This window comes from Allobosea sp. NPDC055594 (assembly GCF_053618995.1).
Genome location: NZ_JBSHIO010000002.1, coordinates 23,598 through 45,787 on the forward strand (window position 1 = coordinate 23,598; position 22,190 = coordinate 45,787).

The window sequence follows — 22,190 nt, forward strand, 5'->3', positions numbered from 1 at the left end:
CCGGGTTCTCGCTATGCGAGCCCCGGAATGACAAAGCTCAGGCAGCGATCCGACCTTCGAGCGGGAAAACCTTGGCCGGGTTGAGCAGCCAGCGCGGGTCGAACACCGCCCTCACCCGCTGCTGCTGATGCAGGTCTGCCTCATTGAACTGGACGGTCATCAGGTCGCGCTTCTCGATGCCGACGCCATGCTCGCCGGTCAGGCAGCCGCCGACCTCGACGCAGAGTTTGAGGATGTCGTTGCCGGCATCCTCGGCCTTCTGTGCCTCGACCGGATCGTTGCAGTTGTAGAGGATCAGCGGGTGGAGATTGCCGTCGCCGGCATGGAAGACGTTGGCGACGCGCAGGCCATAGCCCTTGATGATCTCGTCCATGCGGCGCAACACGAAGGGCAATTGCCCGGTCGGGATGGTGCCGTCCATGCAGATATAATCGGCGATCCGCCCGGTGGCGCCGAAGGCCGATTTGCGGCCCTTCCAGATCGCCGCCGTCTCCATCGCCGACTTGCTTTCCTTGACTGTCTTGACGCCGTGCTCCCTGGCGATGGCGACGATGCGGGCGAGCTGGGCGTCCATCTCGGCCTCCGAGCCCTCGACCTCGATGATCAGCAGCGCCTCGACATCCATCGGATAGCCGGCCTTGGCGAAGGCCTCGCAGATCTCGATCGCCGGCTTGTCCATGAATTCCATCGCGACCGGGATGATGCCGGCGCCGATGATGGCGGCGACCGCCGCCCCCGCCTCCTCACTGCTCGGGAAGCCGAACAGCACCGGGCGGGCGCCCTCGGCCGAGCGCAGGATGCGCACCGTCGCCTCGGTGACGATGCCGAGCTGCCCCTCGGAGCCGACGATCAGGCCGAGCAGGTCGAGCCCCGGCGCATCGAGATGGGCGCCGCCGATTTCGACGATGCTGCCATCCAGCATCACCAATGTGACGCCGAGCACGTTGTTGGTGGTGACGCCGTATTTCAGGCAATGCGCCCCGCCGGAATTCATGCCGATATTGCCGCCGATCGAGCAGGCGAGCTGCGAGGACGGGTCGGGCGCATAGAAGAAGCCATCGGCCGAAACCGCGCCGGTGACGGCGAGATTGGTGACGCCGGCCTGCACCTTGGCGACGCGGTTGGCATAGTCGATCTCGAGGATGCGGTTCATCTTGGAGACGCCGATCACCACCGCGTCCTCCTGCGGGATGGCGCCGCCGGCGAGCGAGGTTCCGGCGCCGCGCGGCACGACCGGCACGCCCTGCTCACCGCAATAGCGCAGCACGGCGGCAACCTCCTGGGTGGTCGAGGGCAGCACGACCGCGAGCGGCATGCGGCGATAGGCGGTCAGCGCATCGGTTTCATAGGGCCGGCGCTCATCCTCGGTGGTGATGAGGGCCTCGGGCGCGACGAGCCGGGCGAGGCCCGCGAGAATCTGCTCGCGGCGAGCGAGGATATCGGCATCCGGCGCCGGAAAAGCGATGGCACTCATGGTCGATCCTTCTTCGTCCTCTCCAACTCCATCTCGAGGCGCCGCAAATCGGCGTCTCGAAGGGTGCGGGCTGAGCCGACCTTGCGACTCTAGAACAATTCTCGGGTTGTTGCAGCGAGAGTAACGTGCATGATTATTTCCGAAATGGAAAAAATGGAGGCTGCGTGGATCGGTTCGGCGACCTCGACGTTTTCGCCCACGTCGTCACTGCCAAGAGCATGTCAGCGGCCGGGCGCGAGCTCAGCCTGTCGCCGGCGGTGATCTCGAAGCGCATCCGCCGGCTCGAGGAGCGGCTCGGCGTGCGCCTGCTGCAGCGGACCACGCGGCAACTCTCGCTGACCGAGGCCGGCCAGGGCTTCTATGAGCGGGTCGTCGCGATTCTCGGCTCCATCGAGGAGGCGGAAGCCTGGGTGGCGAGCGGTGTCGGCCAGGCGCGCGGCACATTGCGCGTCTCGGCGCCGACCTCGTTCGGGCGGCTGCATGTCGCGCCGCATCTCAAGCCCTTCCTCGACGCCAACCCGATGGTCAATGTCGACCTGATCCTGACCGACGCCTTCGTCGACATCATCGGCGAGGGTTTCGACCTCGCGGTGCGGATCGCCGATCTCGGCGATTCCAGCCTGGTCGCGAAGCGGCTTGCGCCGAACCACCGAATCCTCTGCGCGACACCAGCCTATCTCTCCGCCCATGGTCGCCCGGCGACGATCGAGGACCTCCAGAGCCATACGCTGATTGCCCATAATGCCGATCAATGGCGGCTCGACGGGCCGGAGGGGCCGGTCACGGTGCGCGTCACCGGGCAGTTGCGCACCAATTCCAGCGAGGTCGTGCGCGAGGCGCTGCTCGCCGGCGTCGGCATCGCCCTGCGCTCGACCTGGGATGTCGGGCCGGAGCTGAAATCAGGCGCGTTGACCAGGGTTCTGCCGGCCTATTCGGTCGGCAAGCGCGTCGCCGTCTACGCGGTCTATCCGAGCCGCCGCCACATGGAGCAGAAGGTCAGGGCCTTCGTCGACTTCCTGGCTGAACTCTACGGCGCGACGCCGTATTGGGACGAAGGCCTCGAACTGTAGAAGCCGCTTGCGCCGAACCGCCACCGCCCTGCATGATCGCCGCGAAGATCGGCGGCAGCACCGCCGCTGCGCTCCTCCTACTGCGTCGGACTTCTGTCGATGACTGAACTTGCTTGCCAGCGCCTCGCTGCCGCCGCACTGGGATCTCTACTGCTCGCAGCAACGACAACACCGGCGACCGCCCAGATCAGGATCGACAGGGACCAGACCGGGCGAACCGTCGCGATCGTCGGCCTGCCGGGCTCATCCGGCTGCGTTCGGGGAACCTCCATCGGCCGGGTCGTCGATCGCGTCGTGGAGAAAGGCGAGTTGCAGGGCTTCACCTTCAACGAACCGCCCTATGACGACGGCTACATCAATCTGCCGGCGGCCTACGACATCAAGGACCGCGCCGCCTATCGCCGCCTTCAGGCCGCATTCGACGATCTTTTCCGCAAGGGCGCACGGCTCAAGATCACCTCGGTAGCATGCGGGGCGGCGGGCAGGATCGTCAAGCTGACGTCGGCGACGCTGCTTGACGACACGCCGCCGCGCAGAACAGCGCCGGCGCCCTCGCCGGAACCTCGGTCCACGGTGGCAGCGGGCGGCGACGGCGGCGTGAAGAGCGATGACGGCGACGACAGCGTGCTGCGGGCGCCGGATGGGCCCCGCGTCGAGGAATCGGCCTCCGCCACCCCGCCACGACCCGCCCCACAACGACCGGTACCGACACCGCAGCCGGCTCCGCAACAGCAAGCCCAAACGAAGCAGGCTGGCGAGGACGAAGCCCTGTGGGATTTCTCGACCTATGGCCGCAAGGCCAAGCTCGGCATCGCCGACGGCAATCATTTCGCGACGCTGATGCTCGACTGCGTACAGGGCTCCGGCCGCACGACAGTGCTGGCCGACGACCCGCAAGGCAAGTATCGACGCGGCTCGCGGCAGACCTTCAGGATCACCGCCGGCGAGGACATGGTCGCGATCACCGGCAAGGCGATCTACTCCGAAATGGACGCAGCGATGCAAATCGAGGCGACCATCGAACTTGAGCCGCTGCGGGACGTATTGTCGGAGATCGCGCGCCAAAGCCGTTTCGTCATCAGGACGCCCGGCGGCAGCCAGCCCGTCGACATCCGCGGCGCCAACATTGCAATCCCGAAATTTCTCGCAGCCTGTAGCAGGCGTCGCTGACGAGAAAACACATCCCGCAAGGCGGGTTGATCAAGTCGATCCATCAGGACCACCGGAGACAAGACATGTTCGGCTTCATCGAAGGCTTCAGCGTCGAGGTCTACGATTTGCGCTTCAACCGGATCGTGCCCGCCTCGGCCCGAATGGAGCGGCTCTGGACCGGCGCACGCTGGACAGAAGGGCCTGCCTGGTTCCCGGCGCACAACACGGTGGTCTGGTCCGACATCCCGAACGACAGGATGATGCGCTACGACGCGCTCTCGGGTCATGTCGGTATCTTCCGACAGCCGGCGCGCAATTCGAACGGCAACACGGTCGACCGCCAGGGACGGCTCGTCACCTGCGAGCATGGCGGACGCCAGGTGACGCGCACCGAGCATGACGGCTCGATCACCGTGCTCGCCAGCCATCATCAGGGCAAGCGGCTGAACTCGCCGAACGACGTCGTGGTCAAGTCGGACGGCTCGATCTGGTTCACCGATCCCGATTACGGCATCCTCAGCGATTATGAGGGCGACAAGGCCGAGAGCGAGATCGGCCGTTGCCATGTCTACCGCATCGACCCGCATTCGGGCGCACTGACCGTCGTCGCCGACGATTTCGTCAAGCCGAACGGGCTCGCCTTCTCGCCCGACGAAAGCGAGCTCTACATTTCCGATACCGGCGCCAGCCACGACCCGCAGAACGGCCCGCGCCATATCCGCAAATTCGCAGTCACCGGCGACGGCACGACGCTCGGCGCCTCCTCCGTCTTCGCCGAAAGCACGGCCGGGCTGTTCGACGGCTTCCGCTTCGACGCAAGCGGGCGGCTCTGGACCAGCGCCGCCGACGGGATCCACGTCTATCACCCCGACGGCACGCTGATCGGCAAGGTTCTGGTGCCGGAAATCGTCGCCAATCTCTGCTTCGGCGGACCGAAGCGGAACCGGCTGTTCATCTGCGGCACGACCTCGCTCTACGCGCTGATGACCCACACCAACGGCGCCGCGTAAAACCGGCAGCCTCCCGCAGCCCTCATCCTGAGGAGCGGGCGGAGCCCGCCTCTCGAAGGATGATTCAGCGGCTTCCGGAGGCTTCTGGAGCATCCTTCGAGACGCCGCCTTGCGGCTCCTCAGGACGAGGGCTGTGGAAACTCTGCCACCAACCGGGCGCGGCTGACGCTCAGCTCTCCGGCGGCGGCTTCTCCGGCTTCAGCCAGCCGATCACGAAAGGCATGGAGAGGCCGACCAGCATGAAACGCACCAGATGGTGCGCGCCGACATAGAGCGGATCGAGCCCCATGGCGAAGGCGAGCATCGCCATCGCCTCGAGTCCGCCGGGCGCGAAGGCGGCCATGGCGCTGGCATAGGGCACGCCGGCGAGCCAGGCCGCCGGCCAGGCGAAGGCGAAAGCGACGAGCATCGAGACCAGAAAGCCGCCGATGGCGAGCGGGAACAGCGCGGCGATCTCGTTGCGCTGCAGCTTGGAGACGCGTCCTCCCATCGCGGCGCCGAGCATGACCATCACCGCCATGGCGATCTCCGGCGGAAAGGTGCCGTGCACCGTGCCCGATCCATGCAGCACGGTGCTCGCCAGCGTGGCGCCGAGGATATAGGGCGCCGTGACGCGCAAGCGCTCGAAGACGATGCCGGTCGCCAGCGCGCAGCCCAGGAGCAACACCATGTCGCCGAGGCCGATGATCTGCGCCACCGGCGGCGCGGCGCCCGCCCCGGCATCCCCGCCTCCGGTCAGCTTCATGATGCTGGGCAGCACGGCGATCAGGACCAGGATGCGGAAGAGCTGGATCGCCGCGATGCGGCCGAGATTGGCGCCTTTCGACTCGGCCACCGCGATCACCGTCGAGAGCGCGCCCGGCGCCGCGGCCAGCAGCGAATCGATCCAGGACCAGCGCGCGACGAAGCGCAGATAGGCGCCGGTCGTCAGCATGATCGCCACGAGCCCGACGACGAGGATGAAGAGCGAACCGGGATAGCGTGCCGTCGCCGCCAGCGCTTCGGGCGTGGCGGCAGAACCGATCAGCGCGCCCGACATCACCATGGTCGAGTCGAACCAGGGCTTGCGCAGGTCCGGCAGGGGGCGTGCGACCCCGATCACCGAGACCAGAAGCATCGAGCCAGACAGCCAGGCGGCCGGAATCTCGAGCAGGGCGAACAGGGCGCCGCCGATCGCGGCGCAGGCGACCAGCGCAGCTTCGCGCGAAAGAACTCGGAAGCGGTAGGGAATCAGAGTCGGAGGGGACATCGCTCAGGCCATGCGCCGAAAGCGCGCATGGCGGCATCAATGAAGCGCCGGGCCGCCCCGGTCAAACACCCTGGGGGCGCAGCGGCCATGCGCGGCGCATCACCCGGCGAGCGCCTGCTGCAGCCGCGCCACGGCCTCGGTCAGGTCAGAGGCCTTGCGGGCGAAACATAGGCGCAAGCCGGTCTCACCGCCCGCTCCGAAGGCGGCACCGGGCGCCAGCCCGACATTGGCCTTGTCGACCAGTTCGATCGCCAGCGCCCGCGAATCGGTGCGGCCATCGACGGCGAAGAACTGGTAGAAGGCGCCGTCGGGCGCCTGCAGCGAGACGCGGTTGGTCGCCTTCAAGCCCTCGGCGATGATACGGCGGCCTTCCTTGGCCCGGGCGATCTGCTCGGCGACGAAGGGTTCGCCCTCGTCGAGCGCCGCGACGGCCGCGCGCTGGACGAAGACCGGCGAGCCCGAGGTCGAGTACTGGATCAGGTTCTCGATGATCTGGCCGAGGGCCGGCGGGGCCTCGATCCAGCCGATGCGCCAGCCGGTCATCGCCCAGTTCTTCGAGAAGGTCTGGACGAAGAGAATCCGGTCCTCCTGCTCCATCACGTCATGGAAGGAGGCGGCGCGGGCCGAGCCGTCATAGACGAAGCGCGCATAGATCTCGTCGGCGATGATCCAGATGCCGTGCCTGCGGGCAAGCGCCAGGATCGCGGCGAGCTCGTCGCGGGTCGCGGTCCAGCCGGTCGGGTTCGCCGGAGAATTGATGACGAGGGCACGCGTGCGCGGCGTGATCGCCGCTTCGAGCTTGGCGAGATCGAGGGTGAAGCGTCCCTGGTGGAAATCCATCGCCACGGAGACGGTCGCGGCTCCCGCGACGCCGAGGGCGGCGGCGACATTGGGCCAGGCCGGGGTCGGGATGACGATCTCGTCGCCGGCTCCGGCGATCATCCGCACCGCGATCTGGACCGACTGCATGCCCGAGCCGGTGACGAAGAAGCTATCGGCCGAGAAGGGCCGGCCATAGAGCGCGGCATGGTAGCGGGCCAGAGCCTCGCGCAGCTCGGGGATACCGCGCTGCCAAGTGTAGAAGGTCTCGCCATCGGCCAGCGATTTGTTGGCGGCGCGGATGATGAATTCCGGCGTCGGCAGATCGCCCTCACCGACCCAAAGCGGGATCAGGCCGGGCTTCAGCCGGCCATGGTTGACGACCTCGACGATCCCGCTTTCGGGCGCGCTGCGGGCCTCGGGTCGCAGGTCGGCGATCAGGCTGGTGCCGGCCGGGGCATGCATGTTCATGGTCGATCCTTCGCGGGAAACATGCCGGCCAATCTAGCCCATCGCCGGGCGCGGCGGCATGAAATCGCGAGATCGACCCGATCGCTCGCAGTGATGGTTCGCGGGGCGCATCCGAAGACCCGGCTCGCCCCGCGAAGGCAGTCAGGCCTGCTTCTGCTTCAGCAGGTCGCGGATCTCGCTGAGCAGGGCGATGTCCTGCGGCGGAGCCACCGGCTCGGCCGGCTTGGCCGCCTGCTTGCGCCGGAGCGTGTTGATGCCCTTGACGACGAGAAACAGCACGAAGGCGATGATCACGAAGTTGACCGCGACGGTCAGGAAATTGCCATAGGCGAGGACGGCGCCCTGCTTCTTGGCATCGGCGAGGACCGGCGACGTGACGCCGCTGTTCAGCCCGAAGAAGTAGTTGGAGAAGTCGACGCTGCCGATCGCGCCGATCAACGGCATGATGATGTCGCCGACGAGCGATTCGACGATCCTGCCGAAGGCCGCGCCGATGATCACGCCGATGGCGAGATCGACGACATTGCCCTTCAGCGCGAATTCCTTGAATTCATTTAACATGGAGCGCCTTTCCGAATGCTTGGCCAGTTTTCGGCACCGCGCTGCGCAATGCCGCCCCCGCCAGCACGCTAAACCAGCCGCGCCGGCCGAGGAAACAGTCTTCCGGCCGTTTTCCTCGGCCTTCCTCATGAGAAAAGCAGCTTCCAGGCCTCGATTGGCCAGTTTGCGAAGATCAGGCGACGAAGAACACTGCGAAAGGCCCATGGGGATCATAAGCGGCCAGGCAAACGCTGACGGATCGCCCGCGCCGGTCTAATGGCTGATGGCGGCCGGCGTCCCGCGGCGGTAGGCTGACTTCAAGAACAGTGGCTGCGAGGGAGCCCGATGATTCCGGCCTGGTCTGTCGTGCTGACGGCGCTCGCCTATCTCTGCGCGCTGTTCGCGATCGCCCATCTCGCCGACACCTCGGGCCGGCGCCTGATGAGCGGGCGGGCGCGCACGACGATCTATGCGCTGGCGCTCGGGGTCTACTGCACCTCCTGGACCTTCTACGGCTCGGTCGGCTTCGCGCATCGCAACGGCTTCGACTTCCTCGGCATCTATGTCGGGCCGATCCTCGTCATCGGCCTCGGCCACCGCTTCGTCGCGCGCATCGTGACGATCGCGAAATCGCAGAACATCACCTCGATCGCCGACTTCGTCGGGGCGCGCTACGGCAAGAGCGAGCGTGTCGCCGCCATGGTCTGCCTCGTCGCGGTGATCGGCGCGCTGCCCTATATCTCGCTGCAGCTGAAGGCGGTGGCGAACTCGCTCTCGGTCTTCCTCGCCGCGACCGGCGGCCCGGCGCCGCTCGCCGATCTCCCGGTTCTGGGCGACCTCGCCTTCCTCGTCGCGCTCGTCCTCGCCGGCTTCGCCTGCGCCTTCGGCACCCGCCATATCGACGCCACCGAACATCAGGACGGGCTCGTCCTGGCGATCGCGGTCGAATCCCTGATCAAGCTGATCGCCTTCCTCGCGCTCGGCCTCTTCGTGGTCTACGGGCTGTTCGACGGCGGCGCCGACCTCTTGGCACAGGCGACCCGCGCGGCCGTGGATGCGCCGCCGATCTGGCAGCGGACCTCGAACTGGCCGACCTTCCTGACGCTGACCGTGCTGTCGTCCTTCGCAGCGCTCTTGCTGGCGCGGCAGTTCCACATGGCGATCGTCGAGAACCGCGACGTGCAGGACGTGCGCCGCGCGGCCTGGATGTTCCCGCTCTATCTGATCCTGATCAATCTCTTCGTCCTGCCGCTCGCAGCGGCGGGCGAGGTGATGCTGACCGGATCGAACATCGATCGCGACATGACGGTGCTCCTGCTGCCGTTGCAGGAGCGGGCGAGCCTCGTCGCCCTGCTCGTCTTCATCGGCGGGCTCTCGGCCGCGACCGCCATGGTGATCGTCGTCTCGGTCGCGCTCGCGATCATGATCTCGAACCACATCGTCATGCCGCTGCTGCTGCGCGGGCGCGGCGTCGCGCCGGACCCAGATCGCGCCACCGCGGCCTGGGCGCGCGGAAGGAGCGCGAACGGCTCGACCGGCGGCGATCTCGGCTCACAGGTCGTCCATATCCGGCGCGGCGCGATCATCGCCGTGATCCTGCTCGGCTACGCCTATTATCGGGCATCCGGCGAAGCGGCTCTGGTCTCGATCGGCCTGCTCTCCTTCGCCGCCACGGCGCAGATCGCGCCGGCCTTCTTCGGCGGCCTGATCTGGCGGCGCGGCACCGCTCTGGGCGCCGTGGTCGGGCTGGGTGCCGGACTGCTGACCTGGCTCTACACGCTGCTGATGCCGAGCATCGCCCAGCCCGGCGGCTTCTGGAGCGATATCGTCCAGAACGGCCCGCTCGGCATCGGCCTGCTACGGCCGGAAGCGCTGTTCGGCGTCACCCTGCCCAGCCTGCCGCATGGCGTGCTGTGGAGCCTTTCGGTCAATCTCGCCTGCTATGTCGGCTTCTCGCTCATGCGTCCGGCGAGCGCGATGGAGCGGCTCCAGGCCAATGCCTTCATCGATTCCGACCGCGCCACCATGGCCCAGTCCTTCTCGCTCTGGCGCTCCAGCGTCACCGCGGCCGAGTTGCAATCGACCATCGGCCGCTATCTCGGGCTGGAGCGCACGCAGCGTGCCTTCGAGGGCTTCGCGCAATCGCGCGGCGAGGAACTCAACGGCGCGCGCGAGGCCGACATCCACATGCTGCGCTTCGGCGAGCATCTGCTCTCCTCGGCGATCGGCGCCGCCTCCTCGCGACTCGTGCTCTCGCTGCTGCTGCGCCGGCGCAACCTCTCGACCGAAGCCGCCTTCAAGCTGCTCGACGACGCCTCGGCGGCACTGCAATACAATCGCGATATTCTTCAGAACGGCCTCGACCATGCCGGGCAAGGCATCACCGTGCTCGACCGCGACCTGCGCCTGCTCGCCTGGAACAAGGCCTTCATCCAGCTCTATGGCTTGCCGCCCTCGCTCGTGCGCTTCGGCACCGGGATCGACGAGGTCGTGCGCTACAATGCGGCGCGCGGCGCCTATGGCGAGGGAGCGCAGGACGAGCTGATGGCAGCGAGGCTGGAAAGCCTGGTGAACGACCGCGAGCCGGTCCGGCTGAAGCTCTACCCCTCGAAGAAGGTGATCGAGATCCGCTCCAACCCGCTGCCGGATGGAGGCCTCGTCACGACCTATACCGACATCACCGATTCCGTGGTCGCGGAGGAGGAGCTGGAGCGCACCAACGAGACGCTGGAGGGGCGCGTCGCCGAGCGCACCGAAGAACTGCAGCGCGTCAACACCGAGCTGCAGCGCGCCAAGGCCGAGGCGGACGACGCCAACGCCTCGAAGACCCGCTTCCTCGCAGCCGCCAGCCACGATATTTTGCAGCCCTTGAACGCCGCCCGGCTCTATGCCTCGGCTCTGGTCGAGCGCGACCGGGCGGCGAACCGACCCGACCTCGCCGAGAACATCGACGCCTCGCTCGACGCCGTCGAGGAGATCCTGACCGCGCTGCTCGAAATCTCGCGGCTGGATGGCGGGGCGCTCAAGCCGGAGATCTCGACCTTCCGGCTCGACGAGCTGATGCGGCAGCTGCAGCGCGAATTCGAGCCGAGCGCGCAGGAGAAAAGCCTGACGCTGGTGTTCTCGCCGACTTCGGCGACGATCCGCTCCGACCGGCGCCTGCTGCGGCGCCTGCTGCAGAACCTGGTCTCGAACGCGATCAAATACACGCCGAACGGCAAGGTTCTGGTCGGCTGCCGTCGCCGCGGCGAACAGGTTGCGATCCAGGTGCTCGACACCGGCCTCGGTATCCACGCCAGCAAGCAGAAGATCGTCTTCCGCGAGTTCCTCCGCCTCGACCCCGGCGCCAAGGTGGCGCGCGGGCTCGGCCTCGGACTCTCGATCGTCGAGCGGATCGCACGCACGCTGGGCCACACGCTGACCCTGTCCTCGACGCCGGGCCGCGGCACCCGCTTCTCGCTGCTGGTGCCGACGGCGGCGCAGATGCCCGCGGCCACGGCCTCCGCTCCCCGGCGCCTGCCTTCCGGGGGACAGCTCTCGGGACTGAAGATCCTGGCGATCGACAACGAGCCCTCGATCCTCGACGGGATGCGGCTGCTGCTCGGCGGCTGGGGCTGCACCGTCGCCACCGCGAGCGGCCTCGACGAGGCCCTGTCGCTGATGGATGCCGGCCTGAGCCCTGACGTGGTCATCGCCGATTACCATCTCGACGAGGGCGACGGCCTCGCCTCAATCGCCAGCCTGCGCAGGCGCGCCGGTGCCGGCCTGCCGGCAATCCTGCTGACGGCCGATCGCTCGCCGGAGATGCGCGAAGCCGCCGCCGCGCTCGACGTGCACGTGCTCAACAAGCCGCTGAAGCCCGGCGCTCTGCGCGCGCTGCTCGCGCAATGGCGGGCGACGCGGCTCGCGGCGGAGTGAGTGAACAGCGCTCCCGCCCTACCCCCGTCATTCCGGCTGGAGCGCAGCGGAACGCCGGGGCGACGATTCAGCGCGCCGTGAGGGACCTCGTCCAGGCCGCCTATTCCGGCAAGGCCTCCGTCAGCCCCCGCCCCGTCGCGCCGGCCTGACGCATCGCCTCCTCGGCGCGCAGGAAGGCCTCGACCTCCGGGCTCGGCGGCGGGCTCTCTGCTTCGACGCCGAGCTCGGCGAGCAGACGGGCGACCGGAACGAAGGCCTTGCCTTTCCGGTCGTAGAGCGCGGCGCGCACCAGCGCCACCGCCGCGACGATCTCGCTGCCGTCGCGAGCGTCGGCGAGAATGCGATGCTGCATCACCACCCAGCCCTCGGCCCAGCAGAGCATGCGGGTTTCGAGGCGGATAGCGCGGAACAGCCTGAGTTCGCGGCGAAAGCGGATCGTGCCGCAATTCACCACCGGCACCCAGCCATGGCGCAAAATGGCGCGCCAGAGGCCGCTGCGCAGCATCAGGTCGGTCCGGCCGAGATCCATCAGCCCCCAATAGCGCGCATTGTTCATGTGCAAGCTGGTGTCGAGATCGTGGAACCAGACCCGGAAGGGCAGGATCGAGGCCTCGAAGGGCGGCCTCAGCCGCGACTGGAAGGGCCGGGAGAGCAGCAGCCAGAGCAGGCGCAACCAGAGATTCATGCCGGCAACCTTCGGCGTGGATGAAGCTCCCGAGCTTGTAGCCGGAAACCGGCGCCGCGCCATAAGCTCGTCATCGACAGGCTCCAGAGATTCGCCTCCGTCAGCTCCCGAAAGCCCGCTCATGCCGACACTCCACGTCTCCTCCCTGTCGAAGCTGAACGAGACCGTCGCGGCGGTCGGCGCGAGCCATGTCGTCACCCTGATCAACGCCGCGACGGCGGTCGAGACCCCGCCCGGCATCGCCGCGGAACGGCATCTGACGCTGGCCATGTCCGACATCACCGCCGAAATGGCCGGGCACGTCATCCCCGCCAGCGAGCATGTCGAGCGCCTGCTCGGCTTCGTGCACGACTGGGACCGGCAGAACCCGATCGTCGTGCATTGCTGGGCCGGGATCAGCCGTTCGACGGCCGGCGCCTATATCGCGGTCTGCGCGCTTCGACCGGAGCGGGACGAGGGCGAGATCGCCGAGCGCCTGCGCGCCCTCTCCCCCTCGGCGACGCCCAATGCCCGGCTGGTCGCGCTCGCCGACGAGATCCTGGGCCGCGGCGGGCGGATGCGCGCGGCGATCGAGCGGATCGGCCGCGGCGCCGATGCATTCGAGGGCAAGCCCTTCCGTTTCGACCTCGACTGACTTCAGCCTTCGCGCAGAATCATGCGGCGGGCCGGGTCCGTTCGCCGCACTGCGCAGAAAATGGCGCAGTGCACGCAAGGACCTGCTTGCCAGTGGCCATTTTTTCGCAGAAACATCCCGCCTCGAAAGCAGGCGCACAGATAAGCGCCGCCGCCCGAGGATGCTGCGCAACAATGTCGATCGAACTCGATTCCCGTGACAGGACGATCCTGCGCATCCTGCAGAATGACGGGCGCATCACCAATTCGGACCTCGCCGAGAAGGTGCATCTCTCGCCCTCGGCCTGCCTGCGCCGGGTCCGGCAGCTCGAGGAGAGCGGGCTGATCCGCAGCTACGCCATGCTGCTCGACGAGAAGATCGCCGGCTTCCCGGGCACCGCCTTCGTCTTCGTCACGCTCGATCAGCAGGGCCGCGCCTCGCTCGAAGGCTTCGAGCAGGCCGTGCAGGGGCTGCCCGAAATCCTCGAATGCCATCTGCTCGCCGGTGCGCACGACTATCTGATGCGGGTGATCTATCGCGATTCCGCCGATTTCGAGCGCATCCACACCGACATCATAACCCAGCTTCCCGGCGTGACGCGGGTGCAGTCGACGCTGACGCTGCGCACCATCAAGAAGAGCTCGGCGCTGCCGGTCTGAGCCTGGGCGGGGTTGCGGGGCCCGGCCTCAAGGCCGATAACGGGCGCCCAACAGGATTCGCCTCAGTGACCGAAGCCAAGCCCAACGCCGATATCGCCACCCTGCCCTTCGAGGAGGCGCTGAAGCAGCTCGAGGCGATCGTCGCCCGGCTGGAGCGCGGCGACGTCGCGCTGGAGGAATCGATCGACATCTACACCCGCGGCGAGGCGCTGAAGGCGCGCTGCGACGCGCTGCTGAAGCAGGCCGAAGCGCGCATCGAGAAAATCACCCTCGGCGCCGACGGCAAGCCGACGGGAACCGCCCCGCTCGACGTCGAGAAATAGGCGGCTTCAGGCGCTACGGCAGCGGACCGAAAAGTGGAATCCACTTTTCGGAAAACTCTGATGCAACAACAATGAGATAGATCACCGTGACCGCGTCTGAACGGACGCGTGGTGATCTAGGCCTCGGATGATGCGACGCGGCTCGCCCGGCTGGCGAACCGCGAAAAGATGGGTAAAGCCGCCGCCTGAGGCGACGGCTTTACCCCTGCGCGTCAGGCCGCGCGCTTCCGGCCCCGCTCGAAGGCGACGAGGATCGCCGCGCCGAGCGCCGATTTCAGCACGCCACCGATCAGGAAGGGCAGGACGCCGGCGAGGATCGCCTTCTCGACGCCGATCAGGGTCGAGAGCCAGAGCGCGCCGAACACCAGGCAGAGTGCGTTGCCGATGAGCATGGCGACGAAGGCGAGGCTCGGGCGGCTGCCGTTCCAGCCGCGCTCGACCAGCCAGCCGACCAGCGCGCCGACGATCGGGAAGGCGAAGAGATAGCCGGCCGTCGGACCGACGAAGGACAGCAGGCTGCCATTGCCGTTGGCGAGGACCGGCAAGCCGAGCGCCGCCTCGAACAGCCAGGCGGTGATGGTGATCGCGCCGAGGCGCCAGCCATAGAGCGCGCCGATCAGCGTCACCGCCAGGGTCTGCATGGTCACCGGCACCGGAATCATCGGCACGCTGATCTGCGAGGAGATCGCGAGGATGAGGGTCCCGAGCAGGACGGCGGCGATCTGGACGGTCAGGGGCCGCGCGCCGAGGGCGAGCGGGGCGAGACCGGGCCGGGGCGCGGCCTGGGACAGAGGATTCATCGGCATCTCCTTGCTGGTGTATAATTATAGATAATTTACATTCACGATCTATTACTGACGCCACAGCCGGCGCCGATTTGCAAGCCTCGCCCGTCAGCCGACAATGGCGAAGGCATCGCGTGTCGCCCCCGAGGCCATGCGCACGGGCTTGCTGCCGACCCACTGCACATGCCGGGCAAGCACCGCCTCGGCCTCGTCCAGTCGCCCGGCCCGCAGCGCCGCCAGGATCACGCCATGATCATGGTCGGTGCGACCATCCCATTCCGAGCGCCAGGCGGAAAACAGGAAACGCGCGCTGGCGGCATGCAGGTCATCGATGGCGGCCAGCAGCCGCGGCATGGCGCAGGGCGTCAGGATCAGCCGATGGAACCGGCGATTCGCCGCCTCCCAGGAGCGGACGTCGCGGGAACGGTCGCCGGCTCTGGTGGCCTCCTCGGCCTCGTCGAGGATCGCGCGCGTCAGATGCGGTGCGGCATGGCGCAGCGCCAGCACCTCGAGCGCGGCGCGCATCTGTGCGACCTCACGCACTTCACGCAGGTCGAAGGCGGCGACGCGTACGCCGCGGCGTGGCTCGCTGACCGCCAATCCCTGCGCCTCGAGGCGCTGGAAAGCCTCGCGCACCGGCACATGGCTGGCGCCGAATTCGGCCGCGACATGGTCCTGCCGCAGGCGGCTGCCGGGCTCGAGCTGGCCGGAAATGATCCGCTCGGCCAAAGTGCGGCTGATCCGGACCGAAAGCGTCTCTGTCTTTTCCTTAGGCATGGATTATCGATAATTTTTCCGAAGGTCGGCGTCGAGCCGAATTGCAACCTTCTCACCCGGCACCTTGCCCAAGCGAGCTCGCACGCGCAGACTCAACGCCGGTTCAGCGCTCATGGGAGAAGCCGCCATGTCCCAGCTTCCAGACAACGACCCGGTCCCCGGCGATACACGCTCCTGCGAAGCGCTCGAGCAGGTGATCGTGCCGCGTGCGCATGATCTCGGCGGCTTCTCGGTCCGGCGGGCCCTGCCCTCGATCGGCCGCAAGATGGTCGGCCCCTTCATCTTCTTCGACCAGATGGGCCCGGCCGAGTTCCTGCTCGGCGAGGGCATCGATGTCCGCCCGCACCCGCATATCGGGCTCTCGACCGTGACCTATCTGTTCGACGGCGAGATCATGCATCGCGATTCGTTGGGGACGGCGCTGCCGATCCGCCCGGGCGCGGTGAACCTGATGACCGCCGGGCGCGGCATCGTTCATTCCGAGCGCACCGCCCCGGAGGAACGACTGAAGGCACCGAAGCTCTACGGCATCCAGACATGGCTCGCTCTGCCGAAGACGCATGAGGAGATCGCGCCGGGCTTCATCCACCACGCCGCGCCCGAGCTGCCGCGCATCGTCGGCGAAGGCAAGCGCATCAGCCTGATTATGGGCTCGGCCTATGGCCGGACGTCGCCGGTGAAATTCCCCTGGGACACGCTCTATGCCGAGGCGGTGATGGCGCCGGGCGCGATCCTGCCGCTCGATCCCGATTATGACGAGCGCGCCGTCTACATCGTCTCCGGCAAGATCGACATCGCCGGCGATGAATTCGGCGCCGGCCAGCTCCTGATCTTCAAGCCGGGCGACCGGATCTCGATCCTCGCCGTCGACCAGAGCCGGCTGATGCTGATCGGAGGCGAGCCGATGGACGGGCCGCGCCATATCTGGTGGAATTTCGTTTCCTCCTCGAAGGAGCGCATCGACCAGGCCAAGGCGGAATGGAAGACTGGCCGCTTCGACACCGTGCCCGGCGATTCCGAGGAATTCATTCCGCTGCCGGAAGGATAGAGCGGCCCGGGTTGCCGCCAGCACGAAACGCCTTTCGAAAGCCGCCATGCCATCGCAACGGGAATTGCCTGCGCCCGAATCGGGCTCGACGCGGCTACGCGGATTTCTCTGGGCCGGGCTCGCCGTCTCGATCTTCGCCGGCTGGTTCGTGGTCACGCGCTTCAGTGTCACCCGTACCCTCAATGTCTGGGACCTGACCGCGCTGCGCTACGGCATCGGCGCGATCCTGCTCGCGCCGGTGCTGCTGCGCCGGCTGCCGCCCAGGGCCTGGCGCAACGGCTTCGTCTTCGCGGCGCTCTGGGGCGCGCCCTTCGCGATCCTCGTCGCCTTCGGCGTGCAGATGACCTCGGCCGGCCGCGCCGCCTCGGTAACGCCGACGCTGATGCCGGTCTTCGCCGGCCTGCTCGGCTGGCTCCTGCTGCACGAGCGGCCGGGCCGGATCAGGCTCGCCGGCTATGGCGCCATCGCCGCCGGGCTTTGCGGCCTCGTCCTGACCGCCGGCGGTGCGCAGGGAGCGCCGAGCCTGCTCGGCCTGGGCCTGCTCGTCCTCGCTGCCGTCATGTGGGCGAGCTACACGCTGATCCTGAGGCGCAGCGGCCTGACGCCGATCCAGTCGGCCGCACTGATCTGCTTCTGGTCGGCGGTGATCTTCGTGCCGACCTACATCACGCTCGGTCTCAGCCATCTCGGGCAGGCGCCGGCGGCCGAGATCGCGATCCAGAGCTTCTATCAGGGCGTGCTGATGAGCACCGTCGCGCTGATCAGCTTCAATCGCGGCGTGACGCTGCTCGGTGCCTCGGCCGGCGCGGCGATGATCGCGCTCGTGCCGGTCGCCGCCTCGCTGCTCGCGATCGTCTTTCTCGGCGAGATCCCCGACATGGCGGAGGGAATATCGATCGCCCTGATCGTCGGCGGGGTCCTGCTCGCCGCGAGGCCTGCGGGGAACAAGGCACGCTGAGGCGAGCCATCCACCGCTCAGCCCGGGTTCAGTTCCCCCGCCGGCATCACCTTCAGCCGCGGCATCTGCGAGGCGAGGATCGCCAGCGTCGACAAGCCGAACAGGACGACCGGCAGCCAGATCGCGGTCTCCAGACCGAAGCGTTCGCCCGCCAGCCCGCCGGCGAGCGCGCCGAGCGGGCGCATGCCGTACATCGCAGTGGTGATGGTGGCGCTGACACGACCGAGCAGAGGCTGCGGCGTCACGGCCTGGCGCAAGGTCGTCTGGGTGATGAACCAGAGGATCGGGCCGAAGCCGAACAGGAAGAAGGCGAGCGCCAGCGCCGGCCAGCCCCAGGCGGGTGGGGCCGATGCGAGCAAGGCTGCCCCGAGCAAAGAGATCGCCGGTCCGAAGACCAGGAGCATCCCGGTCGGCAGGCGCGCGATAAGCCAGGCGCCGGAGAGGGCCGCTGCGACCGCCCCGGCGCCGTAGATGGATGAAGCCAGGCCGACAGCCTTCGGATCGAGCGCCAGCACCCGCAGCGCATAGGGCGCGACCAGCGCCATGAAGGCGAAGAAGGCGAGATTCCAGGCGATGGCGCAGAGCGCGATCGGCCGCAGATAAGGGTGACGGGCGACGAAGGCGCCGCCCTCGGCGATGGCGCGATGCAGCTTCTGCCGCGGCGGGGCCGGCGCGGTCTCAGCCGGCAGGCGCATGGCTGTGGCCATAACGACGAGGCCCGCCACCGCGCAGAGCGCCAGTCCGAGCCAGCCGCTACCGCGCGCCACTGCCCAGCCGGCGATCAGCGGCGCGATCAGGTTGAAGCTCGCCCGGCCGAGTTCGAGGCGGCTGTTCGCTCGCGGCAGCAAGGCGAGCGTGACCGCGCGCGGCATCAGCACGAAGACCGAGAGCGCGATCACAACCGGCCCGGCCGCCGCGACGAAGGTCGAGAGCGCCAGCGCCGGGCCGATCATTCCCGCCGCAAGCAGGGCCGCGCCGAAGCCCGAGCCGACAGCCATCAGCAGGCCGCCGAGCAGGATCAGGCTGCGCGGGGCGACCCGGTCGGCCAATACGCCCGCCGGCAAGGAGATCAGCAGCCAGGCGGCGGACTGGGCGGCGACGAGCAGCCCGACGAAGCGCGCGCTCGCTCCCGCTTCGGTCGCCGCCAGCGTGATCGTGTCGAGCGCCAGCTTGTCGGCGAACTGCGCCGCGACGCCGGTCAGGAGCAGGACGAGAAAGAGCGGCGAGCTCAAGGCCGAGCGCATGGCAAGTTTCCGATTTCGCGGGCGGGGCACGCGGATGTCCCACGCGCCGATGCCCCGCTCCCACCCGTTTCCTGCCCTGGCTGCGACCATCAGAGGTTTGCCAGCGCCGCCCCGAGCGACTATTCGGGAGTGACGATCAAGCCAGCAGCGGCCAGCCCTTGACCCGTCCCAAGACCCCCCTTCTCGACCAGGTTCCCGATCCGCAGGCCTTGCGCCAGCTCGACGATGCGCAGCTGCGCCAGCTCGCCGACGAGCTCCGGGCCGAGACGATCGACGCGGTCTCGGTGACCGGTGGCCATCTCGGCGCCGGGCTCGGGGTGGTCGAGCTCACAGTCGCGCTGCACCATGTCTTCGACACGCCGCGCGACCGGGTGATCTGGGATGTCGGCCACCAGGCCTATCCGCACAAGATCCTGACCGGCCGCCGCGCCGGCATCCGCACCCTGCGCCAGCCCGGCGGCCTTTCCGGCTTCACCAAGCGCTCGGAGAGCGAATACGACCCGTTCGGCGCGGCCCATTCCTCGACCTCGATCTCGGCCGGGCTCGGCATGGCGGTCGGCCGCGATCTTGCCGGCGGCGCCAACAATGTCATCGCGGTCATCGGCGACGGCGCGATGTCGGCCGGCATGGCCTATGAGGCGATGAACAATGCCGGCGCGCTCGGCTCGCGGCTGATCGTCATCCTCAACGACAACGACATGTCGATCGCCCCGCCAGTCGGTGCGATGTCGGCCTATCTGGCGCGGCTGGTCTCCGGCCGGACCTATCGCTCGCTACGCGAGATCGCGAAATACCTCGCCGAGAAGCTGCCGCGCTTCTTCCACGAGAAGGCGAAGCGCACCGAGGAATATGCCCGCGGCTTCTGGACCGGCGGCACGCTGTTCGAGGAGCTCGGCTTCTACTATGTCGGCCCGATCGACGGGCATAATCTCGACCATCTCCTGCCGGTGCTGCGCAATGTCCGCGACGCCGAGAGCGGGCCGATCCTGGTCCATGTCGTCACGCAGAAAGGCAAGGGCTACGCCCCGGCCGAGGCCAGCGCCGACAAATATCACGGCGTCGTCAAATTCGACCCCGTCACCGGCCAGCAGGCCAAGGCGCCGGCCAATGCGCCGAGCTACACCAATGTCTTCGCCAATGCCCTGATCAAGGCGGCGCGCGAGGACGAGAAGATCGTCGCCGTGACTGCCGCCATGCCGTCCGGCACCGGGCTCGACGCCTTCGGCAAGGAATTCCCCGGCCGGACCTTCGATGTCGGCATTGCCGAGCAGCATGCGGTGACCTTCGCCGCCGGTCTCGCCAGCGAGGGCTTCAAGCCGTTCTGCGCGATCTATTCGACCTTCATGCAGCGCGCCTACGACCAGATCGTCCACGACGTCGCGCTCCAGAACCTGCCGGTGCGTTTCGCGCTCGACCGGGCCGGGCTGGTCGGCGCCGATGGCGCGACCCATGCCGGCTCCTTCGACATCGCCTATCTCGCCTGCCTGCCCGGAATGGTGGTGATGGCGGCGGCCGACGAGGCCGAGCTGACCCATATGGTCGCGACGGCGGCCGCCCATGATGCCGGCCCCATCGCCTTCCGCTATCCGCGCGGAGAGGGCGTCGGCGTCGAGCTGCCGCAGCACGGCGTGCCGCTCGAGATCGGCAAGGGCCGGATCGTCAGGGAAGGCACGCAGATCGCCCTGCTCTCGCTCGGCACACGCCTCGCCGAATGCCTTTCGGCCGCCGAACTGCTCGGCCAGCGCGGCCTCTCGACGACGGTCGCCGATGCCCGTTTCGCCAAGCCGCTCGACGAGGCGCTGATCGCGCGCCTCGCCCGCGAGCACGAGGTGCTGATCACGGTCGAGGAAGGCTCGGTCGGCGGCTTCGGCAGCCATGTCCTGCAATTGCTGGCGCAGAAGGGCCTGCTCGACAGCGGGTTGAAGATCCGCAGCCTAACCCTGCCGGACAGCTTCCAGGACCATGACAAGCCCGAGAAGATGTATGCAGATGCCGGGCTCGACGCCGCCGGCATCGTGCGTGCGGTCGAGGCCGCGCTTGGCCCCGCCAGCGCCATCAAGCGCGCCTGAACCCATGACCGCCGGCCTGCCGCGCCGCGTTCGCGCTGATCTCTGGCTGGTCGAGCGCGGTCTGTTCGAGAGCCGGGCCCGCGCCCAGGCGGCGATCGCCGCCGGGCTGGTCAGCGCCGATGGCGTCTTCCTGCGCAAGGCGTCGGAGACGGTCGCGGTCACGGCGACGATCGAGGCGCAGGCGCCCCATCCTTATGTCTCGCGCGGCGGGGTGAAGCTCGCGGCGGCGCTCGACGCCTTCGGCTTCGATCCGGCCGGGCTCGCCTGCCTCGATGTCGGCGCTTCGACAGGCGGCTTCAGCGACGTCCTGCTCCGGCGCGGCGCGGCCCATGTCCATGCCGTCGATGTCGGCCGGTCGCAGTTGCATGAGAGCCTGCACGGCCATGCCAGGCTGACCAGCCTGGAGAGCCAGGATATCCGCACCCTCGATACCGCCCTGCTCGGGGAGCCGCCGGGGCTCGCCGTCATCGATGTCAGCTTCATCTCGCTGAAGCTGGTGCTGCCGGCAGTGACGAAGCTGCTGGCCCCCCGGGCGCAGCTCGTCGCACTGGTGAAGCCGCAATTCGAAACGAAGCGCTCGACGCTGAAGAAGGGCGTGCTGCGCGACGAGGCTCTGCAGGCAGAGATCTGCGCCGAGATCGCCGAGCTCACCGCCGCACTCGGCTTCCGGGTCTCGGGTCCGATCCTCTCCCCGATCGAGGGTGGCGACGGCAACCGCGAATTCCTGATCGGCGGGGCGCGCTGAGTCTCAGCCGGCGATCAGCGCATCGACCTCGGCCTGTATCGTACCGGGATCGATATTTGCGGCATCGCCCTGGCCATTGGCATTGATGAAGGCTGCAGCCCGCGCGATCAGGCGACGCAGGGACAGGCAGGCGACATCGACGATCAAGGCCGGGTCTTCGCTGTCCGGCATCTCGTCGAGCAGCGCCGTCGCGGTGAGGACGAGACGGTCCATGGCGGCGCAGAGCGCGTCGAAGCCTGCGACCTCGCCTGGCCCGAGCCGCCGGTAGGCCTCGTGCGCTTCCGCGGCGCAGCGCAGCGACGAGGCCTTAAAATGCTCGGAATAGCTGACCGCCCGCCACGCCTGCAGCTCGACCAGGACGGTGCGGTCCATCGGCACCATCTCGAGCAGCATCAGCGCCTCGCTGTGGCGGTTCAGATAGTCCGTCGACAGGCGCATCGGCGAGGGCGCAGCTCCAGAGCCGGCCGCCGCGTTCGGCGCATCTGATCTTGCGGGAGCAGGCATCCGGGCGGCCTCGAAATCGCTGGGAATATGCGTGCCCAAACCCAAATAAAGTATTGATCGGACATAACGGAACGTCG

Annotated in this window: 20 protein-coding genes; 11 read left to right on the plus strand and 9 right to left on the minus strand. The window is 68.0% G+C overall.

Annotated elements, in window-relative coordinates; translation table 11 throughout:
* Positions 1-37: 37 nt before the first annotated feature.
* A complete protein-coding gene (locus ACWGRX_RS04130) occupies positions 38-1,474 on the minus strand; it encodes an FAD-linked oxidase C-terminal domain-containing protein (RefSeq protein ID WP_291642725.1) in 1,437 nt (478 codons plus the stop codon).
* 164 nt (positions 1,475-1,638) lie between these two features.
* Here ACWGRX_RS04130 and ACWGRX_RS04135 point away from each other — a divergent pair, with 164 nt between their 5' ends.
* From ACWGRX_RS04135 to ACWGRX_RS04145, 3 genes are all read left to right on the plus strand, one after another.
* On the plus strand, positions 1,639-2,544 hold the full coding sequence (locus ACWGRX_RS04135; protein ID WP_291642723.1) for a LysR family transcriptional regulator: 906 nt from the start codon (positions 1,639-1,641) through the stop codon (positions 2,542-2,544).
* A gap of 309 nt (positions 2,545-2,853) precedes the next feature.
* Entirely contained in the window at positions 2,854-3,714 is an 861-nt protein-coding gene (locus ACWGRX_RS04140) for a hypothetical protein (RefSeq protein ID WP_452116524.1), read from the plus strand.
* 65 nt (positions 3,715-3,779) lie between these two features.
* Entirely contained in the window at positions 3,780-4,706 is a 927-nt protein-coding gene (locus ACWGRX_RS04145; RefSeq protein WP_452116525.1) for an SMP-30/gluconolactonase/LRE family protein, read from the plus strand.
* A gap of 169 nt (positions 4,707-4,875) precedes the next feature.
* Here the strand turns inward: ACWGRX_RS04145 and ACWGRX_RS04150 are convergent, their stop codons facing one another.
* The 3 genes from ACWGRX_RS04150 to mscL form a co-directional block, all read right to left on the minus strand.
* Complete coding sequence (locus ACWGRX_RS04150) at positions 4,876-5,955, minus strand: AbrB family transcriptional regulator (RefSeq protein WP_452116526.1); 1,080 nt, start codon at positions 5,953-5,955, stop codon at positions 4,876-4,878.
* Between the two features lie 99 nt (positions 5,956-6,054).
* Positions 6,055-7,245 (minus strand): pyridoxal phosphate-dependent aminotransferase, encoded by a 1,191-nt coding sequence (locus ACWGRX_RS04155; RefSeq protein WP_452116527.1) that lies wholly within the window; start codon positions 7,243-7,245, stop codon positions 6,055-6,057.
* Between the two features lie 141 nt (positions 7,246-7,386).
* Positions 7,387-7,806: a large conductance mechanosensitive channel protein MscL gene (gene mscL / locus ACWGRX_RS04160; protein WP_291645199.1), complete on the minus strand. Its 420-nt coding sequence runs from the start codon at positions 7,804-7,806 to the stop codon at positions 7,387-7,389.
* A 324-nt stretch (positions 7,807-8,130) separates the two neighbouring features.
* Here mscL and ACWGRX_RS04165 point away from each other — a divergent pair, with 324 nt between their 5' ends.
* Positions 8,131-11,703, plus strand: coding sequence for a PAS domain-containing hybrid sensor histidine kinase/response regulator (locus ACWGRX_RS04165; protein WP_452116528.1), 3,573 nt, complete (start codon positions 8,131-8,133; stop codon positions 11,701-11,703).
* A 100-nt stretch (positions 11,704-11,803) separates the two neighbouring features.
* On the opposite strand, the gene ACWGRX_RS04170 is transcribed toward ACWGRX_RS04165, so the two are convergent.
* The gene (locus ACWGRX_RS04170) at positions 11,804-12,388 is read right to left on the minus strand and encodes a thioesterase family protein (RefSeq protein ID WP_452116529.1); all 585 of its coding nucleotides are present in this window, start codon (positions 12,386-12,388) and stop codon (positions 11,804-11,806) included.
* 121 nt (positions 12,389-12,509) lie between these two features.
* Between ACWGRX_RS04170 and ACWGRX_RS04175 the strand changes: the two genes are divergently transcribed.
* The 3 genes from ACWGRX_RS04175 (at position 12,510) to ACWGRX_RS04185 (ending at position 13,983) form a co-directional block, all read left to right on the plus strand.
* Positions 12,510-13,022, plus strand: coding sequence for a tyrosine phosphatase family protein (locus ACWGRX_RS04175; protein WP_452116530.1), 513 nt, complete (start codon positions 12,510-12,512; stop codon positions 13,020-13,022).
* Between the two features lie 173 nt (positions 13,023-13,195).
* A complete protein-coding gene (locus ACWGRX_RS04180; protein WP_291638888.1) occupies positions 13,196-13,660 on the plus strand; it encodes an Lrp/AsnC family transcriptional regulator in 465 nt (154 codons plus the stop codon).
* A 65-nt stretch (positions 13,661-13,725) separates the two neighbouring features.
* Positions 13,726-13,983 carry an exodeoxyribonuclease VII small subunit gene (locus ACWGRX_RS04185; protein WP_291638889.1) on the plus strand — a complete coding sequence of 86 codons (258 nt, stop codon included), beginning with the start codon at positions 13,726-13,728 and terminating at the stop codon, positions 13,981-13,983.
* Between the two features lie 212 nt (positions 13,984-14,195).
* Here the strand turns inward: ACWGRX_RS04185 and ACWGRX_RS04190 are convergent, their stop codons facing one another.
* Complete coding sequence (locus ACWGRX_RS04190) at positions 14,196-14,783, minus strand: biotin transporter BioY (RefSeq protein ID WP_291638890.1); 588 nt, start codon at positions 14,781-14,783, stop codon at positions 14,196-14,198.
* A 93-nt stretch (positions 14,784-14,876) separates the two neighbouring features.
* On the minus strand, positions 14,877-15,545 hold the full coding sequence (locus tag ACWGRX_RS04195) for a GntR family transcriptional regulator (protein WP_291638891.1): 669 nt from the start codon (positions 15,543-15,545) through the stop codon (positions 14,877-14,879).
* Positions 15,546-15,672: 127 nt separating this feature from the next.
* On the opposite strand from ACWGRX_RS04195, the gene ACWGRX_RS04200 reads away from it, so the two are divergent.
* Positions 15,673-16,593: a pirin family protein gene (locus ACWGRX_RS04200; protein ID WP_452116531.1), complete on the plus strand. Its 921-nt coding sequence runs from the start codon at positions 15,673-15,675 to the stop codon at positions 16,591-16,593.
* A 46-nt stretch (positions 16,594-16,639) separates the two neighbouring features.
* Complete coding sequence (locus ACWGRX_RS04205; RefSeq protein ID WP_452116532.1) at positions 16,640-17,551, plus strand: DMT family transporter; 912 nt, start codon at positions 16,640-16,642, stop codon at positions 17,549-17,551.
* 17 nt (positions 17,552-17,568) lie between these two features.
* Here the strand turns inward: ACWGRX_RS04205 and ACWGRX_RS04210 are convergent, their stop codons facing one another.
* On the minus strand, positions 17,569-18,795 hold the full coding sequence (locus ACWGRX_RS04210; protein ID WP_452116533.1) for an MFS transporter: 1,227 nt from the start codon (positions 18,793-18,795) through the stop codon (positions 17,569-17,571).
* A 158-nt stretch (positions 18,796-18,953) separates the two neighbouring features.
* Here ACWGRX_RS04210 and dxs point away from each other — a divergent pair, with 158 nt between their 5' ends.
* Positions 18,954-20,864, plus strand: a complete 1,911-nt coding sequence (dxs, locus tag ACWGRX_RS04215; protein ID WP_452116534.1) for a 1-deoxy-D-xylulose-5-phosphate synthase — start codon at positions 18,954-18,956, stop codon at positions 20,862-20,864.
* 4 nt (positions 20,865-20,868) lie between these two features.
* On the plus strand, positions 20,869-21,609 hold the full coding sequence (locus ACWGRX_RS04220; protein ID WP_452116535.1) for a TlyA family RNA methyltransferase: 741 nt from the start codon (positions 20,869-20,871) through the stop codon (positions 21,607-21,609).
* Positions 21,610-21,612: 3 nt separating this feature from the next.
* On the opposite strand, the gene ACWGRX_RS04225 is transcribed toward ACWGRX_RS04220, so the two are convergent.
* The gene (locus tag ACWGRX_RS04225; RefSeq protein WP_452116536.1) at positions 21,613-22,047 is read right to left on the minus strand and encodes a hypothetical protein; all 435 of its coding nucleotides are present in this window, start codon (positions 22,045-22,047) and stop codon (positions 21,613-21,615) included.
* Positions 22,048-22,190 lie beyond the last annotated feature (143 nt).